Origin of the sequence: Streptomyces sp. NPDC004629 (genome assembly GCF_042873595.1) — a bacterium.
Taxonomy (GTDB): domain Bacteria; phylum Actinomycetota; class Actinomycetes; order Streptomycetales; family Streptomycetaceae; genus Streptomyces.
In genome coordinates, this window is record NZ_JBIALO010000020.1 from 150,802 (window position 1) to 176,359 (window position 25,558).

Below are 25,558 nucleotides of genomic sequence, written 5' to 3' on the forward strand. Positions count from 1 at the left end.
GACTCAGGAGAGCAGAAGCGATGTCCAAGGCGCAGTCGGATCGGCCGAAGCGCAGGCCCAGCATGTCCGACGTGGGACGCGCGGCGAATGTGTCCGCCCAGACCGTCTCCCGGTACTTCACCGGCGGATACGTCTCGCAGGAAGCCCGCGCCAAGATCGAGACCGCGGTCCGCGAACTCGGTTACAGCCGCAGCAGACTTCCCCGGATCCTCAGGGCCGAACGCACCGACACCCTGGGGTTCCTGGCCATGGGACCGATGAACTACGGCAATGCCGACATCCTGACCGGCATCAGCCGGGCAGCCATCGCGGCGGGACAGACACTGCTCACCACACAGATCGACCTCGACCCGTCCGAGGCGGACGGTCACGCGAAGATCGATCAGGCACTGCACAATCTGCTGTCCATGCGGGTGGACGGCATCGTTGTCGGATCTCCCTATCTCGGCGTCGACGACCTGCTGAAAGAGATCGCGGCCATGGTCCCGGTCGTGTTCCTGTCCGAGGTGAGCGCACCGGGCGTCACAGCGGTCCATGCCGATTCCTACGGCGCGGCCCTCCATGCGGCACGGCATCTCACCGGTCTGGGGCACCAGCGCATCCTGCATCTGGCCGGGCCGGCCAACCGCAACGAGTCCACCGAACGGATCCGCGGATACCGCGACGCCCTGGCCGAGGCACATGTGTCCCCGCTGCCCGTGGTCCAGTGCCGTGAATGGGATGCCGCAGCCGGGGCAGAGGCCGCTACGAAGGTGCGTCCGTCGTCCTTCAGCGCGGTTCTCGCCGCAAGTGACCAGATCGCCCTGGGCTTCATGGCCGAACTGCGCAAAGAAGGGCTGAGCGCGCCGGCCGACTATTCGATTGCCGGCATCGACGACATGCCGGAGGTGAAATACTATTCGCCCCCTTTGACTTCCTCCAGATTGGACTTCGCACGGGTCGGGGAGATCGCGCTTGAGGCCATCCTCGGACGTATCGGCGGACAGCCCCTCTCCGAAGCCGTGGTTGTTCCCAGCACTTTGTCCGTTCGTTCGTCTACGGCCCCATTTCGCTGAGTGCGTCGGCGCTGATCCCCCGGTTCCATCGAGCGCAGGGGTGCGCAGCGTGTTCAGGATGGCGAGCAGCGCACTCTCCTGGGCGGCTGGCATATCGGCGATGGTGCGTGCCCGCTCGCTGTGGAAATGGCGAGTGGTCCGGCGGTCGCCGTTGCTGTCCCGATTCCACCGGAGACAGCAAGGAGGTACTGCGGCTTTTGGACCAGGAGTTTCCGCCGGCCTGACGGCCCGCCGCCTCACCGGCGAAGCCGCCACCTGGTGTGGTCGCGAGGCGGCGGCTGCTCTTGTGTTGGTGAGGGCACCGCTCAGAACAGCTTGCGGAGAATGACCTCCAGGGAGTACTCCGTGTGTTCCCGCGCCGTCTGCCCGGCGCGGTTCGCGTCGCCCTCACAGACCGCGGTGATGAGATCGCCGTGCTGTCGCGAGGAGAGCGCGATCTCCTCCGCGCTGTACAGCGCGGCGATGCGTTTGGTGAAGTGGAAGAGGCGGTTGGCGCGGATCATCTCCAGCAGACGGCGGTTGCCGGAGGCGGCCGTGATGCTGTCGTGGAAGGCGTCGTTGCTGGAGACGCGGTCGCACAGGGAGTCCGCCGTCGGCGAGGTCATGCGTTCGCGCCACCCGGCGATCGCCTCACGCTCCTCGGGTGTGGCGCGCAGCGCGGCCAGCCGGGCGGCCTGGGCTTCCAGGCCGGCCCGGACCTCGTAGAGATGTGCCACTTCCTCCTGGGTGTACTCGTGCACCACCCAGCGCCGCCGCTGCGAGCGGATGAGCCCGTCGGCCATGAGCCGCTGCATGCTTTCACGGACGGGAGTGCGCGAGACGCCGAGCCGGGCCGCTATCTCGTCCTCCACGAGCGGCGCGTTGGGCCGCAGTACCCCGTCGACGATCTCCTTGCGCAAGGTCCAGTAGACCTCTTCCGACCGGCGACGCGCCGACGCCCTGCCGGCACTGCCCGTTGAAGCGTCCGGATGCTGTTCCGTCACTGGTCCGTCCTGTCCACTCCGCCCCGTTGCCGCCCTGGTCCCGTCGCCACCGACGTGCCGCTCAGTACACGGGGCGTTCCGCGTTCCCGGCGAGGCCCCGGTCCCAAGCGGGCACCGGCGGCGTGTAGTCGATCATGTGGGGTACCTCGATGTCCAGGTACAGCGGCCGCGGCCGCTCGGCGAAGTCGGCTACCCGGGCGGCGAGTTCGTCGGCCGAGCGGACCGCGTGGGCCTCCACGCCGCACGCCATGGCGACGGCGACCGCGTCGATCGTACCGGGGTCGACGCCGAAGTAGCGACGCCCGGTGTAGAGGTGCTGGAGCATCTTGATCCAGCCGAGGCTGTGGTTGGTGAACTGCACGAAGAGAACCGGAAGTTCGAGACGGGACACCGTCTCCAGCTCACCGCACGCCATCGCGAAGCTGCCGTCGGCGGCGCGTTGACACTGAAGGCGGGGGCGTCCCACGTGGTCACCCGCCCTCGGTAGGCGGAGTCGAAGAGGTCCGTCCAGGAGGTGGGCGGAGTACGGATGACCTTCTTGTTGTAGATGAGGCCCATCGCGTCCATCACCATGTAGGCGCCGAAACCGTCACCGGTGGTGTATCCCGGCAGCACCTTCGCGATGTTCGGTACGGACTTCTCGCTCACCGGTGCCCACAGCCCGTCGGCGGCGCCCTGGGCGAAGCTCTGCGCGTTGAAGAAGCCCAGGTTCAGCAGCGGCTTGTCGGCGTTGACCTGGACGGAGGACACCAGCTTGGGAAAGGTGTCCGCGTTGGTGCCCTCGATGTAGCGGATCGTCACGTCGTGCTTCTTCGCGAACGCCTGGGCGACCCTGCGCGGCACGGTCCCCTGCGCCCCTGCCCAGTGGAAGAGGGTGAGGGCGGTCGACCCGCCGGCCGAAGTGCGGCCCGGCGACCCACAGGCTGCCAGCAGACCGCCGCCCAGGAGGGCCGCTCCCGCGGCACCGGCAGAGCGCAGGAGTGCGCGACGATCAAGATACGTCATGGCGAATCCTCTGTCGTTCAAGGGCTGGACGGCCAACCGGCTCCAGGGTCGGGACTCCACGGAGCGGCCCCGCCGCCCGAGGAAGAATCTCGCATGCAGCTTCGCATGCGAAGTGGTATGCCAAAAGCCCCCGGTGATGAGACTTCACAGTGCTGCAACAAAGCCCCTCGCCGGAACGGGCGCATTTCACCTTCCGGATCGGCACCTCCGGTGCGGCCCGCCGCCCATGCGTCGTCTGGACGACCGGGGCGGGTCGAAGGGCCTGTCCGACGCGGCGGCCTGGTGGCTGCGCCACTCGCCGTCGGGCGCCCGGCAGCCTCACCCCATCGACCGCCGGTGGGCCGGCGCCCCAGCCGACCGAAAGACCGGTCCGGCCACGGCAGTTTGGAGCGGCTACGCCGGGTTGAGCTTGGTGTAGCGCCGTTTGAGGCGCCGGACCGCGCTGGCCGCGATGTCGGTGCGCCCGCGGGAGGAATCGGGCGTTGTCGATGACGAGCAGGTCGCCGGCGTCAAGGGGGGCGCGGGTCTGCCTGGCGGACTCGCGCACGGTGGCGGTGAACCGGTGCAATGCGCTCAGGTGTGCGGGGCCGGCGGTCTAGGGTGCCAGGGTCGAGCCGACTCCGGCGTCGCGACCTGCCTCACGGTGGCGCACGGTGAGGCGGCCGTCGGCGCGGCGGGCGAGCACGCTGGTGAGCGTGGGGGCGCGCCCGGCGTCGGTGGGCACGTTCAGGCTGGGACAGCCGGGGTTCTTGAAGGTACGGCGCCTGTTCAACGGCGCCTGGCCGAGCACTGAGTAAGACCCGGCGAGCGACAAGAGCGCCTACGCCATCGACTGGAAGGCCTCACCAGGTCCGATGTCCCGCCGGGAGCCTCCGCCAACTTGAAGTCGCAGGTCAAAGGGCCGGTGTGTCGGTCCCCAGGTGTGCTCACACTGGTCGTAGGCGGCAGTCTGCGGAGTAGATCGTCCGTCAGCTTGTCGCTTGATACTCCAGCTGTAGATCGTGTTCAGGCTGGTGAGAGCCCGGTGGGTGGTGCTGCTCTACGCTGCCCTCATGATCGCCAAGCTGCAGTGCGTGGTGCTGGATTGCGCCGATGTCGTTGAGCTGTCCCGGTTCTACCAGTCGCTTCTCGGCGGCGAGGTGAACCAGCCGGATCCGCGATGGTCGCTCGGCGACGGCTGGGCGACGCTCCACGCCGACAACGGGTTCGTGCTGGCCTTCCAGCGGGTGGAAGATCATCAGCCGCCGAGCTGGCCGGATCCTGCTCGGCCCCAGCAGTTCCACCTCGACCTGGGAGTCGAGGACCTGGACCAAGCGCTGGAAGAGGTCCTCAAACGGGGCGCCACACTGCTCGATGAGGGTGATGGAAAGCGGAGTTGGCGCATCTTCGCGGATCCCGCAGGGCACCCGTTCTGCCTCGTCCGGGACTGACGGGGAGACACCGCAGGGTGCGGCCTCCGTTGATCACCGTGAGTTGTGTGGACTTACGAAGAGACGGTGGCCGCAGGTCACGGAGAGCTGTATCCCGCGTTCCTGGCCACCCTGGTCAAGGTGGCAGGTTCCAGATGGCGGGTAGAGGAGACCTTCCAAAGCGAGAAGGGACTGGCCGGGCTGGACGAGCACCAGGTCTGCCGCTCCTGGGCACGATAGGTAAGCGGCTTCGAGGGGTGCTGTGGATTTCGGCTCTGTGATCATCGCGGTGGCAGGTGTGGCTGGCACATTGGGGGGATCGTTGCTTACCCAACGTGCCTCTGAACGGGCAAAACGTCGGGAGATAGAGCTGGTTCGGGACCAGGAAGAGGTCCGCGAGAATCTACTTCTCCGACGCACCTGCTACGTGGAGCTCAATCGGGATGCACGTCAGTTCACCACGGCGCTCAGCCATTTTCTGCATGCCATGCAGGAACGCAGGATTGAGGAGCCCGACCGGGCAGAACTCGATGAGGCAAAAAGAGCCCACCGCGACACGTACTCCCAAGCTCAGATGATCGCCCCTGACGACGTCCTCGTATCTGCGAGTGAGGTCAACAAAGCCCTGAACGGGGTATACGGACAGGTCAAACGCCTTGAGCGAGAAGAGCCCGAGCCTGAGGAGACGATGGCCGCTGCCTTCCGGGCCCAAGCGGAGGTGTGGGATCTGCTGCGGGCTCTGAGGACCGTGATGCGCCGTGACCTCGGGGTGACCTCTGTGAGTGACGATGCGTCGGTGCGTCTCTGAGTCCGCCAGTTCTTGAGGTGAGCGAAGCCGTGTTCGACCGGGGCGCGCCCGACGGCGAGGATCCGGTTGGCTTCCTTCTGGCCAGTGTGACCTTGTGGGTGCGGCTGGCGTGGAAGCCGGTGACGATCACGGGGCGCGTGCATCGCTGTCCAGGCCGCGGAAGCCGAGGTCCACGAGGGCGCCGACGCCGACGGCATGCAGGTGGGCCAGGATGTGATCGTGGCGGGCGGCGGTGGTGTCGTGCGTGAGGCCGGGCCGGGCGGCGGATATCCAGATCAGGCGCCCCTTCTCGTCTGTCAGGGCGAGGAAGCGCAGGCCGTGATGATGGTGTTTGCCGGAGTACTGCCTCGGTCCTCGCCCGCGCCCCCCGCATCCGCCGCGAGCGCCGCAACCGGCATCCACGCCGAACTCGACCCGGGCACCTACGACACCGGCGTCAAGGTCGCCGGCAGCGACAGCCTTCCCGCGGATCATGCGTTTTCCCTTGACGAAACACACCCGGTCGGCAAAGGGTGTGCTTCAGCCGCGCGGCCCGACCGCGGCGAGAAAGAAGGGTACCGGTGGACGTCCGAGGAGAAGACGCGCTCTCGGCGCTACCGCCGTCGCCACAGCTCTGGTGGGAGAACTCCGCCCCCGGCCGTCCAGACAACGTTGTCAACGCCGAGCGGACCCAGACTCGCACCGCCTGGCGCACTCGGTCCTGGGCGCTGCCATGTGGCGTCCGGGCCACAGGCACCGACCGCCGCTCCCCCGGGACCATGACGCATCCCGCCCCCCACCACCGTCCGCCACCGTAGGTACCGCAAGACACTCAGCGGGGCGGGACCGTGGATGCGCGCCCCGTCCCCGAATCCGGGTTCCGCTCTCGCCGCGGTGCCCTCCGGCCGTGCGGCTGACGCCGTGCCATCACTGCGACAACGTTGTCTCAACCCTATGAGGAGAACACTGTGGGGTCGATCTCCCTCCCTCTCGGCCGTCGCCACCTGCTGCAGTTCCTCGGTGCCACCGGCGCCGCGGCGGCCCTGTCCGCAGGACCGGGCTCCCCGTCGGCCGTCGCCGCCGCGCGCGCCGCTGCGTCGGACGGTTCCGGCGACACCGACGACATCACCGCCACGTACTACCGCGTGCTGCTGCGGCACACCCGTTGGTCCGAGACGCAGTGGGACGAGGCGCGGGGCATCTACACCGACAAGTACTTCGGCTTCGCCGTCGTGCTCGGCCACGCCGTGCTGCTGACCCACGGCACTTTCGACGAGGAACAGGCCGGCATCGACCGGGACACGCTCAAGCGCCGAACCCTCGCGACGCTGCGCCACTTCGCCGCATCGAACCGGCTGACGGGCGGCAAGCAGTGGGGCCGTACGCTGTTCTTCGACACCACGTTTCAGTCGTACTTCATCCTGGCCGCCCGGCTGCTCTGGGACGACCTCGACGCGGAAACCCGCTCCCTGGTGGACCGGATCGCCCGCGAGCAGGCGGCGTACACCTCCTCCCTCGGCACGGGCGACGACCCGGACTCCGGTGACTGGACCCCCAACGGGCTCAAGGGCGGGTACGTCGGCGACACCAAGCTGGAGGAGATGGGGCTCTACTCCCAGACCCTCGCCCCGGCGCTGGCCTGGGCGCCGGACGACCGGCGCCGCGCCGACTGGGCCACCGGCTACGGCACCTGGTCGCGCAACGAGGCCGGCCTGCCGCAGGCCGACCTGGCCAACCCGGCGCGCGTGGACGGCGTTCCGGTCTCCCGTAACACCGCCCAGAACATCTACGACACGTTCATCGTGGAGAACCACGGCTCGTTCGGACCGCACTACCAGGCGGAGCTGTGGCGCACCTCGGGCCGCAACGCCGCGCACTTCCTGGCCGCGGGCCTCCCGCTGCCCGAGGTGCTGACCCGGCAGCCGAACGCCGGCCCGTTGTGGCGCACCCTGCTGGGTGTGATGTCCGACGCGGGCGAGCCGCTGATGCCGATGGTGAACGACCGCGAGCATCTCTACGGGCGGGACGTGATCCCGTTGGCCTTCCTTTCCCGGGTGATGGGCGACCGGGCCGCGGCCCGCGCCGAGTTGGAGCTGGCCTCGCGTCTGGAGGCGTACCAGCAGTACCCGCCGGAGTACCGGCTGGCGAAGTTCTCCGGCGAGCCCAAGTACGAGCCGGAGGCGCGCGCCGAACTCGCCATCAGCTATCTGCTGCACATCTGGCCGCACGCGGGTGAGCGGGTGACGCCGCTGTCCCGAGCGGAGCTGTTCGAGCACGCCTCCGGGGTCACCGACTTCGGGACCGGCCCCGGCCTGGTGTCCCACCAGACCCGCGCCGCCTGGGCGGGCGTGGTGACCAAGCCCGGCTTCGTCAAGTTCGCCTGGCAGCCCGGCCACGACGACTGGCTCTTCCGGCTCAGCGGCAGCACGCCGATGTTCCTGCCCTCGGCCTCCGTGGAGGTCACCGGCCGGTCGGTGCGGGTGCACACCAGGCTGCGGGACGGCTTCGACGGCAGCGCCACGCTGCTGCGGCTGCGGGACGGCTTCGCCGGCTGCACTACGCTCCCCACGGGCGCCGTCGTCTACGCCGCCGACGGCCAGGACACCCGTGGCTGCCGGCTGGAGGTGCACAATCTCACCATGCCGGGCGTGCCGGGCCTGGACGGCAGCCGCACCTACCGCTTCGAGGAAGGCTCGGCCACGGTCGACGCCAAGGACACCTCCGGCGGCTCGACGGGCCGTGTCGACGAGCTGGCCTTCGACCGCACGACGGTACGGCACCTGCGTGTCCTCGGCGTGCAGCCCGACCCGTCGTACGGGTACTCGCTGTTCGCCGTCGAGGCCCGCGACGGCGAGGAGGGTCCGGACCTCGCGCGCGGCGGGAAGGCCACGGCCTCCTCGTACACCCCGGGCAAGGGACCGGAACTGGCCGTGGACGGCGACACCACGACCCGCTGGGCCGTGTCCACCGCCGACCGGCCGCGGGCCGACAGCTGGCTGGCGGTGGACCTCGGCGCGGTGCGCACGCTCGACCGGGTCACCCTGCGCTGGGAGAAAGCCGCGGGCCGCGCCTACCGCGTTCAGGGCTCGGCCGACAACGAGCAGTGGACGGACCTGGTGAGCGGGCCTGCCCCGTCGCTGCGCAGCGGCGGCGGATGGCTCGACGTCGACGGCCGCGCGGGCCTCGTGCTGCGCGGCGAACGGCACCCGCTGGCCGTGTACGGGGACATGATCGTCCTGGCCGAGGGGGCGCAGGGCCCGCTCGTCGTCGAGGGCCACTGCGGCGCATCCGCCGCCGAGTTGAGCGCGCTCGCCGGTCGGCCGGCGCCCGCAGCCGAGGACCCCGGGGTCCGCGCGGCGGTCACGGACGGGTATCTGAGCCTCTTCAACCTCTCGGCGCAACCGGTCCGCACGACGGTCGCCCTGGAACAGGGGGGTCGCCACCGGGAGGTCTATGAGGGCGAGCAGATGGTGACCGGGAACGGCCTGCGCTACGACGCGCGCCTCGACGAGGCGTCGGCGCGCCTGCTGCCGCCGAGGTTCACACTCGTCCCGCTGTCGGGACGGTCGCTGCCGACCGGGCTGCAGGTGCGGGTCCTTGACGCCGCCACCCTGCACCTGTCCGGGCCGACCTGCCGGGTGCGGGTCGAGGCCCAGGGCCGCAGCACGGTGGTGACGGTGCGGCCCGGCCGCGGCACGGACGTCACGGTGCCCGGCGCACAGCCGTATCCGACGACGGACCACGCGCTGGGCCGCAGCACCTTCCCGAACGCGCCGCTGCCCCCGGGCATGTCGGAGCCGGACGCCGCGGTGGACGGCGACCCGGACACCTCATGGCGTCCGGGCCGTAACGGCCGCCTGGTCGTGGACCTCGGCGCCCGGCGCGCGGTACGCCAGGTGGAGGCCGAGTGGTCCCGCAAAGACGCACCGGCCGCGTACGTGGAGTTCAGCGACGACGGCGTGCACTACCGCCGGGTGGGCACACTGGACGGCCGCGGCCGCGTCCGCCGTCTGCACCGCACCGGCTCGCCGCGCTACGTCGCGCTCGCGGTGTCCGGCACGCCGGACGGGCACACCGGCGTCGCACGGCTTTCCGTGTACTGAGCCGCAGGTGCCCCGGTGCCGGGGCACCTGTCCCATCCCACACGGACGAGTCCAGGCCGCCGCCGCGGGCCGCAGGGCCCGGCCCACCCGGCCGTCGGCTGAGACGGGCTCGCGGGCGCATCCACCGCGCACACCGGCCTGCCCCCAGGCGAACTGAGGCATCCACCGTGCCGTTCCTGTCATCTGACGGAAACGGATGCCGGTCTCGGTGGGTCAGTATCCGATGGTGAAGCGGCGGTCGAGGTGCCGGGGATCCTCGATCTCGTCGACGAGGGCGAGAGCGTAGTCCTCGTAGGAGACGCGGGCCTGGCCGTCCTCGCCGACGACCGGGTGGTCGAGGCCGGTGCGGTAGCGGCCGGTGCGCTCGCCGGGGGCGAAGTGCACCGGGGGCGGGGAGACGTACGTCCAGGTCACGTCGTCACCGAGTGCCTGGTAGGCGTCGAGGGCCTGGATCTGGCCGATCGCGTAAGGCTTGAACTCCTCCGGGAAGTCCGGCGCGTCGAAGAAGCGCACGCCGTCGTCGTTCAGCAGGCTGGCGCCGCCGCCCATGTGGAGGATGCGCGGTCCCTTCGGGCCGAGGGCACGGGCGGCCTCGGCGACGGTGGCCACCGCCTCGGTGTACAGCCGCGCCTCGGGACCGCCGACGGTCAGCACCAGCGCGTCGGCTTCCTGGGCCAGTGTGGCGACCGTCTCGGTATCGGTGACGTCGCCCGCCACCGCACGTGCGCCGTCGGGGAGTTGGCCGAGTCGTGCCGCGTCACGGGCGACGGCGGTCACCTCGTGACCGCGGGCGGCCGCCTCGGCAACGACGCGGGAGCCGGCCTTCCCTGCGGCTCCGAAGACAACGATCCTGCTCATGTTCTTACTCCTTGGGGTGCGGGTTCAGGCGCCCTGCGCACCGAAGAGGTACTGGTCACCGGGCGGACGGCCTCCGTCTGGCTGCCCGTGCCCATCCACTCTCACTGCGGCAGATCCGGCAGGCGAGATACGCTGAAGACCCTTGATGGTCAAAAACGGACAACACTGGGGTCATGGTGCCGATGCGACACGTCGCCGGCCGGGCCCGGACAGGTGACGGCCCGATCCCGGGATTCGGGTTCAACCCGCCGACCGCACCGGTCTCCGGCTTCGAGATCACCGACCTGGCAGCCCTGCACACACGCATGGCCGACGGCAGTCTCGAACGCGTTCACCGTGTCGGCTTCCACACGGTCACGCTGATCACCGACGGGAGCGGGGAGCACACCGTCGACTTCGTCAGCTACCCGTGCCGCCCCGGCACACTGCTGTGGATCCGCCCCGGCCAGGTCCAGCGCTTCGGCCGCCCCGGCACGATGAACGGCCCGCACCTGCTGTTCACCCCCGCCTTCCCCGCCCACCTCACGAGCACCGCCCGCCTCCTGGACGAGTGGCACGGGCCCGTCTGCCGGCAGCTCGGCACCGGCCGCGACCACGCCGCCGTCTCCACTCTGCTGAGCCAGCTGCGTGCCGAGTTCACCCGGCGGTCCGGTACCGTCTCCCCGGACATCCTCCGGCTCGAACTCGCCACCCTGCTGCTGCACATCGACCGGCTGCCACGGCACGGCGCGCACACCGACCCGGACGCCGGCGGCGAGATCTACGCCCTCTTCCGCGCCGAACTGGAACGCTCCTACGCCACCACCCGCCGCGCCGAGGACTACGCCGGCCACCTCGGGTACACCGTCAAGACCCTCACCCGCGCCTGCCTGGCCGCCACCGGCCAAACCGTCAAGCAGGTCATCGACACCCGCGTCGCCCTGGAGGCTCAGCGGCTGCTCGCCCACAGCGATCAGCCCGTCGCCCTGATCGCGCGCCGCCTCGGCTTCTCGGAGCCCACCAACTTCGGCAAGTTCTTCACCCGCCACACCGGCACCGCCCCCGGCGACTTCCGCCGCAGCCACCAGCTTTCGGCGTCCTGACCGAAGGCCGTACGCCGACGGCACGTCCGTTCCGCACGGCACCGGCCGGCCGGTGGTTCGCGGAGGCAGCGCCAGGATCGCCGACGCCATGGGGCGCCGGCGTCAGCTCCGTGCCGGGGCGGGTGCCTCTGCCGCGGCCCCGGAGGTGCGGCCGGGGCCGGGCGCGGGTGCTGCCGGCCGGACGAGGAGCAGTACGGCGACGGCGCCGAGGGCCGCCGCCAGGGCCGAGAGCAGGAAGACGCGGTCAAGACCGGCGGCGAACGCCCGGTGGGCGAGGTCGGCCGCCGCCGCGCGCTGCCCGGCCGGTGCGGAGGCGATCATCCCGTTCGCCCGGCCCGAGGCCAGGGCGTCGGCGGCGGCGCCGGCACGCGGGAGCCCGCCCGCCGTCAGCGTGGCGGTGGCCCTGTTCGCGAAGGCGGCGCCGAGGACGGCGATGGCCAGGGTCATACCCGACTGGCGTGCCGTGTTGACGGCGCCGCCGGCCATCCCGGCACGCTGCGGGGGCACGGTGGAGGTGGCGGCAGAGACCAGTACGGGTGTGGCCAGGCCCACTCCGACACCGGTGACGACGAGCCCCCAGGTCAGCGACGCGGCGCTCGCACCCTCCGTCATGCCGGCGCTGAGCAGGAGCATGCCCGCCGCCACCAGCAGCAGCCCGAGCCCGATGGGCCGGCGCGGGGAGAGACGCTGGATGTACCGGCCTGCCACCACGGACACGATGAACGAGGCGGCCGCGAGCGGGGTCAGGGCGAGTCCCGCCCTGACGGGAGAGAGTCCGACGAGTGACTGCAGCCACAGCGACACGAGTGCGAGGCAGCCGAAGGCACCGGCCTGCAGGAGGAACGCTCCGGTCATCAACCCGGTGAAGGAGGGGTTGCGCAGCAGCGTCAGGTCCAGCATCGGCGAGTTGCCGCGGCGGGCGATGCGGTGCTCGACGGCCACGAAGCCCACCAGGGCGAGTGCGGCGACGGTGAAAGAGAGGCGAGTGGCGGCGGTGCCCCAGCCGTCCTCCGCGCCGCGGATGAGTCCGTAGGTGAGGGCGCCCGCGGCCACGGTGAAGGTCGCGGCCCCGAGGACGTCGACGCGGTTCTTCCGGCCGGCCGCGGCCGGGCGGTCGGTGACCATGACGCGCCGGGTCAGGACGACGGCGACGGCTGCGACGGGCAGGTTGACCCAGAAGATCGCGGGCCAGCTGATGTGCTGGGTCAGCACGCCGCCCAGCAGCGGTCCCGCCGCCGCGGCGGCCCCGTTGGTCGCTCCCCACAGGCCGAACGCCGTACCGCGGTCCCGTCCCCGGTAGGAGGCGAGCAGCAGAGCGGGGGCGGTGGCGAACATGGCGGCCCCGCCGATGCCCTGCACGGCGCGCGCCGCGACGAGCACGCCGACGTCGGGGGCGAGGCCGCACACCAGCGAGGCCGCGGCGAACAGCGCGAGCCCTCCCACGTAGGCCCGGCGGTGCCCGTAGCGGTCGGCGAAAGCGCCGGCGGCGAGCAGCAGTGCCGCCAGGGCCAGCGCGTAGGCGTCGATGACCCACTGCAGCGACGCGAAGGAGGCGCCGAGGTCACGGGCCATGCTGGGCAGCGCCACGTTCACGATGGTGACGTCCACCAGCAGGACGAACGCGCCGAGACAGATCGCTATGAGCGGTCCCCACTTACGCATGTCGTTCTCTCCGTTCAGGAATCGAGGGCGGACCGGAACTCGGCCCTCGACAAGGGTTGACGGTGCATGCGCGATCGGAGGACTGACGAAGGTCGATCTGCACGTATTCTCTAAAATCGACGGCATGAAGACGTATCTCGACAGTGCGGACTCCTCCGGGCGTCACCTCACGGACGAAGACCTGGCCCTGGCGCACGCCCTCCAGATCGACGGCCGCGCCTCCTTCACGGAGATCGCGGCGGTGCTGGGCGTCTCCGACCAGACCGCGGCCCGCCGCTGGGCCCGCCTGCGCGCCACCGGGAAACTGCGTGTGCTGGGGCTGACCGATCCGTTCCGGCTGGGAGACCTGTCATGGTTCGTGCGCGTGCGGTGCACTCCGGACGCCGCCGCTTCCATCGGCGCGGCGATGGCCCGCCGTACGGACACCACATGGGTCACCCTCACCTCGGGGGGAACGGAGACGATGGCCTCGGTCCGTACGCGGGGTCCCGGCCTTGAAGAGCCCTTGCTGGTCCAGAAACTGCCCAGCACGCCCCGGGTGGTCGATGTCTCCGCGCACTGCGTCCTGCACGTGTTCTTCGGGCGGGATCTCGCCCCCATCAACAAGAGCGGGCCGCTGACCGACGCGCAGGCCGCCGCGCTGGCCCCACGGCCAAGGGACGGGAAGCGGGCGGCCGGCACCGGGCCCGTTGTGCTGGACGGCCGTGACCGGCTGCTGCTCGACCTGCTGGCCCGCGACGGCAGGGCGCCGGTGGGTGAACTGGCCGATGCCACGGGACTGTCGGTGTCCACGGTGCGCCGCCGCATCAGCGATCTGCGCGCCGAGGGCGTGCTGTACTTCGACATCGACTACCACCCCGACGTCCTGCACCGAAAGCTGCGTACCGCCCTCTGGCTGGAGATCGATCCCGCGCGGCTGGCCGAGGCGGGCGAGGCGCTGGCGGCGCATCCCGAGGTGTCGTTCGCCGCGGCGGTGACCGGCGCGACGAACCTGTACGCGAGCATCCAGGTGGACTCTCCGGAGTCCCTTTACCGCTACCTCACCGAGGCCGTGGCCGCCCTGCCCGGACTTCGGCACACGGTGACCACGCCGATCCACCGGACGCTCAAGGGTCCGGGCCCCTACCCTCCGCCCCCGGAACCATGACTGTCCCCGCCGCCTCGGCGCCGACACGGGCCCCGCTCCCCCACTTGCGCGCCTTCCAGCGGGACTTCACCGCCGACGCGCCGATTATGCAAGTCAAGATACCGTGGTCTACGAGACCACAGTATCCACATCTACAGTGTTGCAAACCGTGGTCTGTGGTGCCATGCTGCGAAGCATGTCGGCGAAGCAGAACAAGGACGACCAGGACCCCGACGTGCAGAGGGTCCGCAATACCCGCGCCGAGATCGCCCGCACGGAGAAGCAGCTCGCCCAGCTCCGCAAACAACTCGAAGACGACGTTCGTGCCGCCGTCACCGCACCCGTCGGCGGAAAGCTGCCGTACGGACGGGTCGCCAGGCTCGCCCGTATGCTGGGCTACAAGGACTCCAGCATGATCTACACCCTGCGTGACAACAGCCTCGCCCGTGCGGGACAGCGGTTTGCACAAAGCGCCGCCAAGGACGACAAGAAACCATCTGCCGAAAAGTCTGACGGCAGACCAGGCCGGATGAAGCCAACCGCCGCCTGACCGACCGCCACGTAGGGGACTGCCGTTCATGACTACCGCCACCCTCAGCTCCGGGTCCGTGCCCCCCATGCCCGACAGGACGCCGAAGGCGCTCCGCGCCGCCATCGCCCAGCATGCGCCGCAACTCCTCGTCGACTTCGATCGGCACTGGCGCCGTGACATCGCCGACGCTTACGACCTCGCGCCGGTCCCCGCCTTCATGGCCCGCTGGTGGGGCGAGTTCGCCCTCGCCCGCGACCCCCGGCTAGAAGCGAAGGTGCACGGCCTGGAGGACGAGGCCGGCCGGGAACCCGACTACGCCCGCGCCAAGTCACTCATTGAAGAAGCCGGACGCATTCGCCGCACGGCAGCGAAGGCGGAGCCCGGCCAGTGACCGGCGGTTTCATGGGGCCGCCCTGGCAAGCCGACTGGACCAAGAACGCCGAGGACAACCGAAACGCCCTCCCCGAAGAGGCCCGTGCCTTGGTCGACGAAGCCCGCGCCGAACTCGTCACCGCCGCTGACCCGTACTTCCGGGGCATCGACAGCGACCGCGACCTCCCAGGCGGAATGAGTGTCGAACCCGTCCAGTCCACCCGCCCAGGTGGCGAGCACATCATCTACTTCGATCACGGCCGGGGGTGGCTCCGGTACCACTTCACCCGCAGGAGCACCGATCCTCAGATCGTGATCGATGAGTGTTTCTGGCAGTGAGCCGGCCACCCTGACCCTGGATCCAGCGCGTCTCCCGTCCGGCGCATGCAGTTGCGGCTTGGCTCCTGCAACTGTGGGGCGGCTGGGCGCCGCGGGCGGGATCCCGTTGTGCTGGAACGTCCCGAATGCCGGCCGGGCCGGACCCCGCTCACCGGCCTCGGCCACCCGCCCCCGGATAGACTCCTTCGCATGGTCCGATCGTCTCGTGGTGCGAGCCCCGGGATGTGGCGGCGCGAGAAGGGGACCGTGGTGCGCCGAGCCGCGGCACTTCCGGACCAGGCAACAGCCCCCTTTGCCATCATCGCCGGGTCGCAGGTTCCTCGCGTTCCCACGGAGTGGGCGCCGCACGCGCATCCCCTGCATGAGCTTGTGTGGGTACGCGGGGGAACGCTGACGTCCCGTGTGGAGGACCGTATCTTCACCGTGTCCGAGGGACACGGGCTATGGATGCCGGCCGGAGTGGTGCACGGGGGGCGGTCGACGGCGGGTGCGGAGTTCCACGAGGCCTTCTTCGCCCCCGACCGCACGCCGTTCGCGTTCGAGGGGCCGATAGCGATTGCGATGACGCCGTTGCTGGAGTCGTTGCTCACCCATCTGTCCCGCACGGATCTCGATGCCGCGGCCAGGGCGCGGGCTGAGTCGGTCGTGTTCGACGTGCTCCAGCCGTTGGAGAGCCAGTTCGCGTTGCAGTTGCCCGGCGACGCCCGGATCGATGCGATCACCGAAGCCTTGCTGGACGATCCTGCCGACTCCCGCTCGCTGGAGGAGTGGGCGCGGTGGCTGGGGATCAGCGACCGCACGATCACCCGTGCGTTCCGCCACGCGACAGGGCTGTCCTTCGCACAGTGGCGGCAGGTGCTGCGCGTCCATCGGGCGCTGACGCTGCTCTCCGAGGGGCTGGACGTGCAGACCGTCTCCGAGACGCTCGGCTACGCGCAGCCCAGCACCTTCATTGCCGCCTTCCGGCGAGTCATGGGAACCACGCCGGGCGCGTTCTTCGACTCGGCCGACGGCACCCCGGACGGTGTCCGGAATCCCGTATCGAGTGTCCAGAACTCCTGATTGTCGACACGGCGAGCGGAATATAACCTTCTCGAAGTTAGGCAACCCTTAGTTGTTGCTCGCCGCGTACGGAGTTCCCGGGCGCCGGAGAGTCTGTGCTGCCCGGCCGGCAACGGCCGGACGGAGGGTGCCGCAGTCGTTGCCCCTCCAACCATCCGGACCCACCCATGTTCACAAGCTCCTCCCCGCGCGCCGGCCGGCGTGCGGCCGATCCGGCCACGCCGGGGGCCGCCCTCAGCGGGCACGATCTGGTGCTGCGATACAGCGGGAGGCCGGTCGTCCACGGCGTCTCGCTGGCCCTGGAGCCCGGTCGCGCGACCGCTCTGGTGGGGCCGAACGGCAGCGGGAAGTCCACGCTGCTGCGCGCGCTCTCCCGACTGCACCGGGTGGACGGCGGCCGGGTGACGCTCGGCGGCCTTGACGGGCCGCCCGAGCGCGACGCGGCTCTGCTCAGCGCCCGTCAGTTCGCCCGCGAGGTCACGCTGTTCTCCCAATCGAGGCCCGCGCCCCATGGACTGACGGTCAGGGAGGTCGTGGCGTTCGGACGCCACCCGTACCGGCGTGGCTTCGCCGGACCGACCGCCGAGGACCGGCGCGCCGTCGACCACGCCATGGGCGTCACCGGAGTGCGGGAGATGGCCGGCCGGCCGGTCGGGGAACTCTCCGGCGGGGAGATGCAGCGTGTCTGGCTCGCGGCCTGCCTGGCCCAGGACACCGGCGTCGTGCTGCTGGACGAACCGACCAACCATCTGGACCTGCGCTACCAGATCGAGACGCTCGACCTGGTGCGCGATCTCGTCGAGGAGCACGGCATCGCGGTCGGGATCGTGCTGCACGACCTCGACCAGGCCTCCCGCGTGGCGGACACGCTGGTCCTGATGCGCTCCGGCCGCGTGCACGCGGTGGGCGCACCCGCCGACGTCCTCACCGCGGAGAACATCGGCGAGGTCTACGACATCCGTGTCGAGGTCGGCGTCGACCCTCGCACGGGCCGTCTCCGTATCGATCCACTCGGGCGGCACCCCGCCCGAGGCGGCACATCCGCCGCCGCAACGAATCGCAAGAAGAATCGCAAGAAAGAGGACCCTTCATGAACCGTGCCCGTCGCCTGGCGGCGTCAGCCTCCGCAGGGCTCGTCGTCCTCGCCGCAACGGCTTGCGGCACGACCACCGTCGACAAGGCCGAGGCCAGCAGCAGCGCCGGCGCGTCACCCGCGTCGAAGAGCTGCGCCAAGGACACCACGACCACCTCTACGAAGCCGGTCTCCTTCACGGACGGCGTCGGTCGGCAGGTGAAGCTCGACAAGCCCGCCGAGCGGATCGCGGTCCTGGAGTGGCAGCAGATCGAGGACGCGCTGACCCTGTGCGTCACCCCCGTCGCGGTCTCCGACGCGAAGGGATACCGCACCTGGGTCAGCGCGGAGAAACTGCCCGGCGGGGTGACGGATGTCGGCACCCGTGAGGAGCCCGACCTCGACACCCTCTTCGCGGCGAAGCCCGACCTCATCGTCGTGGAGGCGTTCGACGCCACCGACGAGACCCTTGCGAAGCTGGAGAAGCGAGGCGTCCCCGTGATGGCCACACGGGGGGCAGACCCGGCTGATCCGATCGGGAACATGCGGGACGTGTTCAGCATGATCGGCAAGGCGACGGGGCGCACCGAGCGGGCCGGCCAAGTGCTCAAGGAGTTCGACGAACACCTCGCGACGGCCAAGAAGCAGGTCGCCGCCGCCGATCTGCCGACGAAGGACTTCCTGTTCTTCGACGGATGGCTTCAGGGAGGCAACCTCACCGTCCGCCCCTACGGCAAGGGCGCCCTGTTCACCGAGATAGGCGAGCAACTCGGCATGACCCCCGCGTGGACCGACGCCGTCAACAAGGCCCACGGGGACGGGGGCGTCGATCCCGCCTACGGCCTCGCGCAGACCGATGTCGAGGGACTCACCGCGGTGGGGAACGCCAACCTCTTCTACGCCAACGACGAAGGGGCCGGGGGCTATGTCGCGGCGCTGGAGAAGAACCCGATCTGGAAGTCCATCCCGGCCGTGAAGGAAAACCGCGCGCACGCCTTCCCGGCGCGAGTGTGGGGCGCCGGCGGTCCGCGCTCCTGCGAGCAGGCGATCGACGCGTACGTCGACGTACTCGACAAGAAGTGAACACACCGCGGATATCGGCACGCGGAGGGAGAACGCTGCCGCGCGCCGAGCACGGCGGCGGCCCCACCGGGGTGGTCGTCCTGGCACTCCTGCTCATCGTGACCGTCCTGGTGGGCCTGTGGCACCTGACACAGGGGACGTCGGGCGTCGGCGTCGGCGACCTGGTGCGGTATCTCGCCGGGGAACGGGAGAACACCGGCGGGGCGCCGGTCGGCGAGATCCTCACCGGCTCGCGCCTGCCGCGCCTGCTCGCGGGCGTGGCGGTGGGCTTCGCCCTCGGCTCCGCCGGCGCGCTGCTGCAGTCCGTCACGCACAACGCGCTCGCCTCCCCCGACACGCTTGCGGTCACGGCCGGTGCCTACTTCACGCTCTCGCTCGTCGCGGCCTTCGGTCTCGCCGTCCCGCTGTGGGCGTCGGGCGCCGTCGCATTCGCCGGCGGCCTGCTCGCGGCGGCGCTCGTGCTGCTCCTCGCAGGCCGGGCCGCGGGCACCGCGGGCACACGCCTCATCCTCGCCGGATCGGCCACGGCGATGGCCCTGGACGCGGCGACCGGGATGTTCCTCATCCTGTTCGACCAGAACACGACCGGTCTCTTCGCCTGGGGAAGCGGTTCGCTCGCGCAGTTGAACATCGACGCGTCGGTCCGCGCCTTCCCCCTCGTGGCCATGGTGCTGTGTGTCGCCCTGGCGCTGTCCCGGAGGCTGGACGTGATGAACCTCGGCGACGATGCCGCGTCCACTCTCGGCGTGCCGATTCGGACCACCCGCGTGACCGCGGTGCTCTGCGCGGTACTCCTGACCAGCACGGCGGTGACACTCGCGGGCCCGATCGCCTTCGTCGGCCTCGGCGCCCCCGTTGTGACCCGTCTGATCGCGGGACGGGTACGGTCGCTGCACCGGCACCTCCTCCTGGTGCCCGCGGCCGGGCTGCTCGGCGCGCTGCTCATCCTGCTCGCGGACGCGTCGCTGCGTGCGGTGCAGGGTGCGGACGGGGCCGCCTCCATTCCCACCGGGGTGCCGACCGCGCTGCTCGGCTCCGTCGTGATCGTGGTCCTCGCGCTCCGCCTCCGCGACACGGGCGGGCTCCGGCATCCACCGCACACGCGAGTCGCCACACGGTCGCGCCGCGCGTTCCTCCTCGTCGTGTTCGGCACGGTCACCCTCCTGGCCGGGGCGGTCCTCGTGGCGGTCCTCGCGGGGAGCCTCTGGCTGCGCACGGGGGACATCGCGCTCTGGGCCCGGGGAGCCGCCCCGGACCTGATCGGCCAGGCGCTCGACGACCGGGTCCCGCGTGTGACCGCCGCGGTCCTGGCCGGCGCGGCGCTCGGACTGGCCGGATGCGTCGTGCAGAGCGCGGTGCGCAACCCGCTGGCGGAGCCGGGTGTGCTCGGCATCACGGCGGGCGCCGGGCTGGGTGCGGCGAGCGTCGTCACGTCGGGACTGCCCGGCGGACGGCCGCTGCTCATCGCGGTCGCGGTCACGGCGGGGCTCGCCACGTTCGCGGTGATCGCCCTGCTTGCCTGGCGCGGCGGCTTCCTGCCCGACCGGTTCGTACTGATCGGCATCGGCTGCGGGTACGGCCTCAGCTCCGTCACCACCTTCCTCCTGCTGCGTGCCGACCCGTGGAACACGCCCCGGATCTTCACATGGCTGTCCGGCACGACCTACGGGCGCACGCTGCCCGACGTCGTACCGGTCGCGGTGGCCCTGGCGCTCGCCCTCCCCGTGCTGCTTGCCATGCGCGGCCAGCTCGACCTGCTCGCCGTCGACGAGGACACCCCGCGCATAGTCGGCGTCAGGCTGGAACGCGCACGCTTCACCGCACTGGCGATCGCCGCGGTGCTCGCGGCGCTCAGCGTGATCGCCGTCGGCGTCGTCGGTTTCGTGGGGCTCGTCGCCCCGCACCTCGCCCGGTCGCTGGTGGGCGCCCGGCACGGCCGTGCGATCCCGGTCGCGATGCTGCTCGGCGGACTGCTGGTGTGCGTGGCCGACGCCCTCGGCCGCACACTCGTCGCACCCGCCCAGATACCGGCGGGCCTCATGATCGCCCTCGTCGGTGCTCCGTATTTCATCTGGGTGCTCCGGCAGTCCCGCGCATGACACCGAACGGCACACCCACGTCGACCGGCACACCACCGCCACCATCCCGGGGCACGCAGCGCGGCGCCCCCCCTCCGCCCCGCCAGGAGTACCGGAATGCCGCCTCACCAGGAAGCGACCGTGAAGAGCAGCGTCGTCCCGTTCGACCCCGTCGCGTTGCCGATCCCGCTGAGGCGGCTCGGACACCGCGATGCGCTGGAGCGCTGGCGCGCGGCCGACCGTTCCGCGCACGCCCCGCACATCGTGGCCGTTCCCGGGGACGACGGCGAGGACTGGGCCGCTGCCGCGCTCGTGACGGCACGCCCGCACACGGCCTACCTGAAGATCGTCGATGCCGTCGGTGACGTGCCGGCGGCCGTCGACGCCGTGGTCTCCTACGCACGCCACCGGGGACTCGCGCAGGTCAAGTGGGAAGGGTGGACAGCGAGCGCCGAGATGGCCGCCGCCGTCGGCTTCGCCCCGCTGCGTGCTCCGCTCGCACAGGCGCAGGACGCGGGTGGGCCTGGTTCCGGCTACGTGCGCTGGCTGTGCGACGGTGCGGTGACCGAGCCCCCGTACTACGGGCAGACGACGCACTTCACGTGCGGGGCCGTCACCGCTCTGGTCGCGCAGGCACACGCGGGGGCGCTGCCGTGGGAGTCGCTCGACCGCCCGGCGGAGCTGACGCTGTGGCGCGACGCGACGAACTTCCCCGCGTGCGAGCCCGTCGGACTGGGCGTCGCCGTGCGCCGAGCGTGGCCGTCGTCCCCGGTCGCGATCTTTCTCGACGTGAAGCGGCCCGTCCTGCTCGACCACTATCCGGAGAGCGAGCAGGAGTGGCGTGCCGTGCTCCAACGCATGTCGCGGACGGACGCCGGACGGGTCGGTGTCCCGATCGACTCAGGCCTCCTGCCCATGACCGCGATCCGGAGCGCGATCGGCCGACGGGAGCATGTGCTGCTCCTGGTCTCGCTCGCCGGGATGCAGGGGTTCGACGTGCCGCACTGGGTGCTCTGCCACGGCGCCGTACCCGGCGCCGTCGTGATCGAGGACCCATGGGCCAACGCGTCCGCGGGAGACACCTGGGTCGACGCCCATCTGTTGCCCGTACCCGACGCGTCGCTTGACGCGATGTCGATGATCTCGCCGGACCGCTTCCGCGGTGCCGTGGTCATCGGCTGCCCGGAGCGGCGCGACACATCCTCTTCCGAGCCGGCCGATGAGTAGACCAGACATGACCGGAGCCGGGGCGTCACGCTAGGCCGACGACCAGCAGGACGAATGCCGCAACGATGACGCCGACGCGCGCATAGTGGAACCGGTCCCAGCGGACGATCTGCCGCTTCCAGTCCGCCGGGACGCTGTCGTGGGTCCACCGCGCGACGCGGGAGTTGATCGGGACCAGCAGGGCGATCGACATCAGCACGCTCAGGACGAGTAGGGCGGTGGCCGTGACGACGGGCCCCGCCCCCGCATCGCCCCGCGCCAGAACCGCCCAGGCGGTACCGAGCAGGACCGAGGCGATGTACCAGAACGGCATCACCCTGCCGAGGACACGCGCTCCGTCGCTCCGGGCCGCGAGACCGCCGTCGTTCGGCAGCCGGTGGAGGATCGGGTTGACGAAGGCCGCCACCGCGAACTCCACGCCCACCAACAGGCCGACCACCACGACCCTGACGATGGCTAGTGCGTTCTGCATGTCCCCTCCTGAGGTTCTCGGGCCCTTTTTCTAGCGTCGCTAGATTCTGATTCGATGCTAGACAGAGCGCTGCTCGAATGTCTAGCAAGGATAGAATCGAGCTATGTCGGTACAGGAGCGCAAAGAGCGCGAGCGGGCCCACCGCCACCAGCTGATCGTCGCGACCGCCCGTGAACTCGCCGAGTCCCAGGGCTGGGACGCCGTGACCACGCGCCGGCTGGCCGAGCGCATCGAGTACAGCCAGCCCGTGCTCTACAGCCACTTCCGCGGCAAGCGTGAGATCGTCGGGGCCGTAGCCCTGGAGGGCTTCGCCGAGCTGACGGCGGTGATCCGGCGCGCGGTGGCGGACCGGCCGGCAGGGCGGAACGCGGTGGCCGCCCTCGCGGAGGCGTACGTCGACTTCGCCGGGCGCAACCCCGCGCTCTACGACGCGATGTTCCTCCTCGACACCGGACTCCCGTTCGCCGACGCCGCGACACCGGCGCCGCTGCGCGAGGCCTTCGAGACGTTGCTCGACACCCTGAGTGACGTCGCGGGGGATGTCGAGCCGGCCCTGTTCGTCGAGGTTTTCTGGTCGGCCCTGCACGGCCTCGTCGCGCTCACACGCTCGGGCCGGATTCCCAGGACAGAGGCGTCGCGGCGGCTTGCTGTCCTGGTGGACCGGTTCGCGCAGAACTGACGACTGCCACAGCCACGGCCGCCCGCCGGGCCCACGGCACCTCCACTCGTCGGCGCCGCGACTGTTGACGTACCCAGGCCGTAGCCGGTAACTGTTTACACGTCGCCTTCAAACCGGTTTAAGGGCCGGTGTGCACCAGCCCGAAGCCGTGACCGAAACAGCACCCCGGAAGACCTCGTCAACCGACGCACGCGCCATACCGCAACGTTGTCAGGGCCTGGGTGCGTCTAAGGAGTCCACATGACCGAAAACGGAGTCGCACCCCTGCCCGATCGACGTCGAGTCCTACTCGGGGGCCTCGGGCTCGCCGCCGGTGTCGCCGGACTGACGCTGTCGGTGCCGACTCTCGCACGGGCCGCCGAAGCCAGTGGGAGTCAAGCCCTGGCGGATGACATTCAGCTCATCGTCGAACGCCTGCAGCAGCGGTTTCTGGCGCAGGGTGACCAGGTGAGGATCGCCAACGGCATCTTCCTCGCCCGTACGTCCGAGGCCCTGGCCTATGCCGAGTCCCTGCGTGCCGACGGCTCGTGGCCCAATGTGGACTACGCCGACACCACCAGTTCCGCCAACGGTCGGGTCTGGTCGCCGTATCACGCGCTGTACCGCATGATCGCGATGGCCCACGCCTACCGCGATCCGGACGCCGCGGGCTACGGCAAGCCGGAACTGATCGAGGCCTTGAACCGCGCACTGCTCCACTGGGACAGCGTCAAACCGACCAGCAAGAACTGGTGGGAAGTCGAGATCGGCAAGTCGATGGCCATGGGCCGGGTGTCGATCTTCGTCGGCGACGAACTCAGCGCCGAGGCGCGGGAGGTGACCTACGCGCACAACACCGGCCGCCTGGACCCGGTTGGCGCCAACGGCTCCTGGAGGACCGAGAACTACCTGTACGAGGCCGTCGCGAAGCGCGCGACCGCCGACATCGAGCAGGGTTACGCCACCATGTCGCAGACGATCGCCGTCGAGCGCAGCGGTAAGGTCGCCGAGGCCGTGCAGGTCGACTCGTCCTTCTGGGCGCATGGTGCGCAGCTCTACAGCGAGGGCTACGGCATGGCCCTGTTCACCATCGTCGCAGCCTGGGCCGATGTGGCGCGCGGCACCAGCTTCGCCTTCTCCCCTGATGACATCGACGCCGTCGCCTTCTACATCCTCGACGGGACCCGCTGGCTGATCCGCGGGGAGATCGGGATGATGTACCTTGGGTACCGTCCCCCCAACACCATCGACGGCATTACGAGTTATGCGGCCGACTTCCTGGAGCCGCTCGACCGGATGGTGCGCGCCGACGAGGCCAACTCGGCTGCGTACCAGAAACTGGCCGACAACATCCGCGGGAAGACCCGCGAGAACGGCGTCACCGGGCACAAGTACTTCTGGCGCTCGGAGTTCTCCTCACACCTGCGCGACCGGTACGGAATCTTCACCAGGCTCAATTCGCCGCGCATGGTCGGCGTCGAGTACCGCTCCACCTTGCGGCCCGAAGTCGGCAACGAGATCGACTGGAACGCACAGGGAGCCACCTCGATCCAGGTCACGAACCGGGAATACGACGATCTCGTACCCGCCTTCGACTGGTTCCACTACCCGGGTGTCACCGCGCCGTACGTCAAGGTCACGTCGGCGTCGGGAAAGCGCAACGCCGGCAGTTTCACCGGCGGCGTCTCCGACGGGCGCTACGGCGCCGCCGTCTACACCCTCGACCGGTCCTCGACCACCGGACGCAAGAGCTACTTCTACTTCGACGACGAGATGGTCGCGCTCGGCGCGGGCATCAGCTCCACCTCCGAGCACGCCGTCCACACGACCGTCAACCAGGGCGCGGCCCGGTCCAATGCCTCCGTCGGCGGCAAGGCCGTGCGCCCGGGGACCGATTCCGCCGCCACCCGGGCCTCATGGGCGTACAACGATGAGATCGGCTATGTCTTCCCCAAGGGCGGGCCGCTGAAGGTCTCGAACAAGGAGCAGACCGGGAGCTGGCTCGACCGTGATCCGGTGCAGCGGAATGCCTTCACCCTCTTCTTCGACCACGGCACCACCCCGGACGGCGCCGAGTACGCCTACATTGTCCTGCCCGGCGCGACACCCGCAAAGGTCCACGCCTACGCGGCCAGGCCCGCCGTCAAGATCCTGCGCAACGACGAGCAGGTCCAGGCAGTCCGCCACCCGCGGCTGCGGCTGACGATGGCGACCTTCCATGCCGCGGGCTCCCTCGACCTGGGAGCGGGCCGCGCGCTGCATGTCGATCAGCCCGCCATCGTCATACTCAACGAGGACGGCCGCTCCGCCGTGGTGAGCGTCGCCAACCCCGACCAGCCCGGCCTGACGGTCTCCGTCGTCCTCGCCGCACCCGGCCGCACCCGCCGCGCCAGCTTCCCGCTGGGCACCGGCCCGAACCTCGGCAAGACGGTGACGCAGCCTCTCAGGTGACGCGCTCCCCCGGACACAAACGGCGTGGGGGGGGGGGGGGGGCGCCCCCCCCCCCCCCCCCCCCCCGCCCGCGCCCGCCCCCCCCCCGCCCGCCCCCCCCCCCCCCCCCCCCCGCCCCCCGCCCCCCCCCCCCCACAAACAC

At 70.5% G+C, this 25,558-nt stretch carries 24 protein-coding genes and 1 pseudogene; 17 read left to right on the top strand and 8 right to left on the bottom strand.

What is annotated here, in order from left to right; all coding sequences use genetic code 11:
* Nucleotides 1-20: 20 nt before the first annotated feature.
* Nucleotides 21-1,055, top strand: a complete 1,035-nt coding sequence (locus ACFYTE_RS28105) for a LacI family DNA-binding transcriptional regulator (protein ID WP_388716035.1) — start codon at nt 21-23, stop codon at nt 1,053-1,055.
* 305 nt (nt 1,056-1,360) lie between these two features.
* On the opposite strand, the gene ACFYTE_RS28110 is transcribed toward ACFYTE_RS28105, so the two are convergent.
* The 4 genes and pseudogenes from ACFYTE_RS28110 to ACFYTE_RS28125 all read right to left on the bottom strand — a co-directional run bounded on the left by ACFYTE_RS28110 (nt 1,361) and on the right by ACFYTE_RS28125 (nt 3,767).
* Nucleotides 1,361-2,038 (bottom strand): GntR family transcriptional regulator, encoded by a 678-nt coding sequence (locus ACFYTE_RS28110; RefSeq protein WP_388716037.1) that lies wholly within the window; start codon nt 2,036-2,038, stop codon nt 1,361-1,363.
* Between the two features lie 61 nt (nt 2,039-2,099).
* Nucleotides 2,100-2,504 (bottom strand): thiamine pyrophosphate-dependent enzyme, encoded by a 405-nt coding sequence (locus ACFYTE_RS28115; protein ID WP_388716040.1) that lies wholly within the window; start codon nt 2,502-2,504, stop codon nt 2,100-2,102.
* 29 nt (nt 2,505-2,533) lie between these two features.
* Nucleotides 2,534-3,043, bottom strand: a pseudogene (locus tag ACFYTE_RS28120) (extracellular solute-binding protein); the annotation flags it as partial.
* A 595-nt stretch (nt 3,044-3,638) separates the two neighbouring features.
* Nucleotides 3,639-3,767 (bottom strand): hypothetical protein, encoded by a 129-nt coding sequence (locus ACFYTE_RS28125; protein ID WP_388716042.1) that lies wholly within the window; start codon nt 3,765-3,767, stop codon nt 3,639-3,641.
* Between the two features lie 328 nt (nt 3,768-4,095).
* On the opposite strand from ACFYTE_RS28125, the gene ACFYTE_RS28130 reads away from it, so the two are divergent.
* The 3 genes from ACFYTE_RS28130 (at nt 4,096) to ACFYTE_RS28140 (ending at nt 5,260) form a co-directional block, all read left to right on the top strand.
* Complete coding sequence (locus ACFYTE_RS28130; protein ID WP_388716044.1) at nt 4,096-4,473, top strand: VOC family protein; 378 nt, start codon at nt 4,096-4,098, stop codon at nt 4,471-4,473.
* A 66-nt stretch (nt 4,474-4,539) separates the two neighbouring features.
* Complete coding sequence (locus tag ACFYTE_RS28135) at nt 4,540-4,692, top strand: hypothetical protein (RefSeq protein WP_388716118.1); 153 nt, start codon at nt 4,540-4,542, stop codon at nt 4,690-4,692.
* A gap of 37 nt (nt 4,693-4,729) precedes the next feature.
* A complete protein-coding gene (locus tag ACFYTE_RS28140; RefSeq protein WP_388716047.1) occupies nt 4,730-5,260 on the top strand; it encodes a hypothetical protein in 531 nt (176 codons plus the stop codon).
* Between the two features lie 126 nt (nt 5,261-5,386).
* Here ACFYTE_RS28140 and ACFYTE_RS28145 read toward each other — a convergent pair whose 3' ends face one another.
* A complete protein-coding gene (locus ACFYTE_RS28145) occupies nt 5,387-5,734 on the bottom strand; it encodes a transposase family protein (RefSeq protein WP_388716049.1) in 348 nt (115 codons plus the stop codon).
* A 473-nt stretch (nt 5,735-6,207) separates the two neighbouring features.
* On the opposite strand from ACFYTE_RS28145, the gene ACFYTE_RS28150 reads away from it, so the two are divergent.
* A complete protein-coding gene (locus ACFYTE_RS28150; RefSeq protein ID WP_388716052.1) occupies nt 6,208-9,342 on the top strand; it encodes a discoidin domain-containing protein in 3,135 nt (1,044 codons plus the stop codon).
* A gap of 213 nt (nt 9,343-9,555) precedes the next feature.
* On the opposite strand, the gene ACFYTE_RS28155 is transcribed toward ACFYTE_RS28150, so the two are convergent.
* Nucleotides 9,556-10,200: an NAD(P)-dependent oxidoreductase gene (locus tag ACFYTE_RS28155; protein ID WP_388716055.1), complete on the bottom strand. Its 645-nt coding sequence runs from the start codon at nt 10,198-10,200 to the stop codon at nt 9,556-9,558.
* Between the two features lie 173 nt (nt 10,201-10,373).
* Here ACFYTE_RS28155 and ACFYTE_RS28160 point away from each other — a divergent pair, with 173 nt between their 5' ends.
* Entirely contained in the window at nt 10,374-11,282 is a 909-nt protein-coding gene (locus tag ACFYTE_RS28160) for a helix-turn-helix domain-containing protein (RefSeq protein ID WP_388716058.1), read from the top strand.
* A gap of 102 nt (nt 11,283-11,384) precedes the next feature.
* Here ACFYTE_RS28160 and ACFYTE_RS28165 read toward each other — a convergent pair whose 3' ends face one another.
* Nucleotides 11,385-12,944: an MFS transporter gene (locus tag ACFYTE_RS28165; RefSeq protein ID WP_388716061.1), complete on the bottom strand. Its 1,560-nt coding sequence runs from the start codon at nt 12,942-12,944 to the stop codon at nt 11,385-11,387.
* Between the two features lie 124 nt (nt 12,945-13,068).
* On the opposite strand from ACFYTE_RS28165, the gene ACFYTE_RS28170 reads away from it, so the two are divergent.
* The 9 genes from ACFYTE_RS28170 (at nt 13,069) to ACFYTE_RS28210 (ending at nt 21,835) form a co-directional block, all read left to right on the top strand.
* Complete coding sequence (locus tag ACFYTE_RS28170; RefSeq protein ID WP_388716064.1) at nt 13,069-14,091, top strand: AsnC family transcriptional regulator; 1,023 nt, start codon at nt 13,069-13,071, stop codon at nt 14,089-14,091.
* 175 nt (nt 14,092-14,266) lie between these two features.
* Entirely contained in the window at nt 14,267-14,620 is a 354-nt protein-coding gene (locus ACFYTE_RS28175; protein WP_388716067.1) for a hypothetical protein, read from the top strand.
* A gap of 28 nt (nt 14,621-14,648) precedes the next feature.
* The gene (locus tag ACFYTE_RS28180; RefSeq protein ID WP_388716070.1) at nt 14,649-14,993 is read left to right on the top strand and encodes a DUF6247 family protein; all 345 of its coding nucleotides are present in this window, start codon (nt 14,649-14,651) and stop codon (nt 14,991-14,993) included.
* Nucleotides 14,990-15,313, top strand: a complete 324-nt coding sequence (locus ACFYTE_RS28185) for a hypothetical protein (RefSeq protein ID WP_388716073.1) — start codon at nt 14,990-14,992, stop codon at nt 15,311-15,313. Before ACFYTE_RS28180 ends, ACFYTE_RS28185 begins: the two co-directional genes overlap by 4 nt.
* 222 nt (nt 15,314-15,535) lie before the next feature.
* Nucleotides 15,536-16,375 carry a helix-turn-helix domain-containing protein gene (locus ACFYTE_RS28190; RefSeq protein WP_388716108.1) on the top strand — a complete coding sequence of 280 codons (840 nt, stop codon included), beginning with the start codon at nt 15,536-15,538 and terminating at the stop codon, nt 16,373-16,375.
* A 167-nt stretch (nt 16,376-16,542) separates the two neighbouring features.
* The gene (locus ACFYTE_RS28195; protein ID WP_388716076.1) at nt 16,543-17,469 is read left to right on the top strand and encodes an ABC transporter ATP-binding protein; all 927 of its coding nucleotides are present in this window, start codon (nt 16,543-16,545) and stop codon (nt 17,467-17,469) included.
* Nucleotides 17,466-18,530 carry an iron-siderophore ABC transporter substrate-binding protein gene (locus ACFYTE_RS28200; protein WP_388716079.1) on the top strand — a complete coding sequence of 355 codons (1,065 nt, stop codon included), beginning with the start codon at nt 17,466-17,468 and terminating at the stop codon, nt 18,528-18,530. The genes ACFYTE_RS28195 and ACFYTE_RS28200 overlap by 4 nt, the downstream gene beginning before the upstream one ends.
* Nucleotides 18,527-20,629: an iron ABC transporter permease gene (locus tag ACFYTE_RS28205; RefSeq protein ID WP_388716082.1), complete on the top strand. Its 2,103-nt coding sequence runs from the start codon at nt 18,527-18,529 to the stop codon at nt 20,627-20,629. Before ACFYTE_RS28200 ends, ACFYTE_RS28205 begins: the two co-directional genes overlap by 4 nt.
* A gap of 96 nt (nt 20,630-20,725) precedes the next feature.
* Complete coding sequence (locus ACFYTE_RS28210; protein ID WP_388716084.1) at nt 20,726-21,835, top strand: peptidase C39 family protein; 1,110 nt, start codon at nt 20,726-20,728, stop codon at nt 21,833-21,835.
* 25 nt (nt 21,836-21,860) lie between these two features.
* Here the strand turns inward: ACFYTE_RS28210 and ACFYTE_RS28215 are convergent, their stop codons facing one another.
* Entirely contained in the window at nt 21,861-22,307 is a 447-nt protein-coding gene (locus tag ACFYTE_RS28215) for an anthrone oxygenase family protein (RefSeq protein WP_388716087.1), read from the bottom strand.
* 103 nt (nt 22,308-22,410) lie between these two features.
* Between ACFYTE_RS28215 and ACFYTE_RS28220 the strand changes: the two genes are divergently transcribed.
* Nucleotides 22,411-22,986: a TetR/AcrR family transcriptional regulator gene (locus tag ACFYTE_RS28220; protein ID WP_388716090.1), complete on the top strand. Its 576-nt coding sequence runs from the start codon at nt 22,411-22,413 to the stop codon at nt 22,984-22,986.
* 240 nt (nt 22,987-23,226) lie between these two features.
* Nucleotides 23,227-25,416, top strand: coding sequence for a polysaccharide lyase family 8 super-sandwich domain-containing protein (locus ACFYTE_RS28225; RefSeq protein WP_388716093.1), 2,190 nt, complete (start codon nt 23,227-23,229; stop codon nt 25,414-25,416).
* Nucleotides 25,417-25,558 lie beyond the last annotated feature (142 nt).

Coding starts and splice junctions, on each gene's coding strand:
- ACFYTE_RS28105 (WP_388716035.1), top strand. CDS start 21: ATGTCCAAGGCGCAGTCGGATCGGCCGAAGCGCAGGCCCAGCATGTCC.
- ACFYTE_RS28130 (WP_388716044.1), top strand. CDS start 4,096: ATGATCGCCAAGCTGCAGTGCGTGGTGCTGGATTGCGCCGATGTCGTT.
- ACFYTE_RS28145 (WP_388716049.1), bottom strand. CDS start 5,734: ATGATCCGCGGGAAGGCTGTCGCTGCCGGCGACCTTGACGCCGGTGTC.
- ACFYTE_RS28155 (WP_388716055.1), bottom strand. CDS start 10,200: ATGAGCAGGATCGTTGTCTTCGGAGCCGCAGGGAAGGCCGGCTCCCGC.
- ACFYTE_RS28160 (WP_388716058.1), top strand. CDS start 10,374: ATGGTGCCGATGCGACACGTCGCCGGCCGGGCCCGGACAGGTGACGGC.
- ACFYTE_RS28165 (WP_388716061.1), bottom strand. CDS start 12,944: ATGCGTAAGTGGGGACCGCTCATAGCGATCTGTCTCGGCGCGTTCGTC.
- ACFYTE_RS28170 (WP_388716064.1), top strand. CDS start 13,069: ATGAAGACGTATCTCGACAGTGCGGACTCCTCCGGGCGTCACCTCACG.
- ACFYTE_RS28175 (WP_388716067.1), top strand. CDS start 14,267: ATGTCGGCGAAGCAGAACAAGGACGACCAGGACCCCGACGTGCAGAGG.
- ACFYTE_RS28180 (WP_388716070.1), top strand. CDS start 14,649: ATGACTACCGCCACCCTCAGCTCCGGGTCCGTGCCCCCCATGCCCGAC.
- ACFYTE_RS28190 (WP_388716108.1), top strand. CDS start 15,536: ATGTGGCGGCGCGAGAAGGGGACCGTGGTGCGCCGAGCCGCGGCACTT.
- ACFYTE_RS28195 (WP_388716076.1), top strand. CDS start 16,543: ATGTTCACAAGCTCCTCCCCGCGCGCCGGCCGGCGTGCGGCCGATCCG.
- ACFYTE_RS28200 (WP_388716079.1), top strand. CDS start 17,466: ATGAACCGTGCCCGTCGCCTGGCGGCGTCAGCCTCCGCAGGGCTCGTC.
- ACFYTE_RS28210 (WP_388716084.1), top strand. CDS start 20,726: ATGCCGCCTCACCAGGAAGCGACCGTGAAGAGCAGCGTCGTCCCGTTC.
- ACFYTE_RS28215 (WP_388716087.1), bottom strand. CDS start 22,307: ATGCAGAACGCACTAGCCATCGTCAGGGTCGTGGTGGTCGGCCTGTTG.
- ACFYTE_RS28220 (WP_388716090.1), top strand. CDS start 22,411: ATGTCGGTACAGGAGCGCAAAGAGCGCGAGCGGGCCCACCGCCACCAG.
- ACFYTE_RS28225 (WP_388716093.1), top strand. CDS start 23,227: ATGACCGAAAACGGAGTCGCACCCCTGCCCGATCGACGTCGAGTCCTA.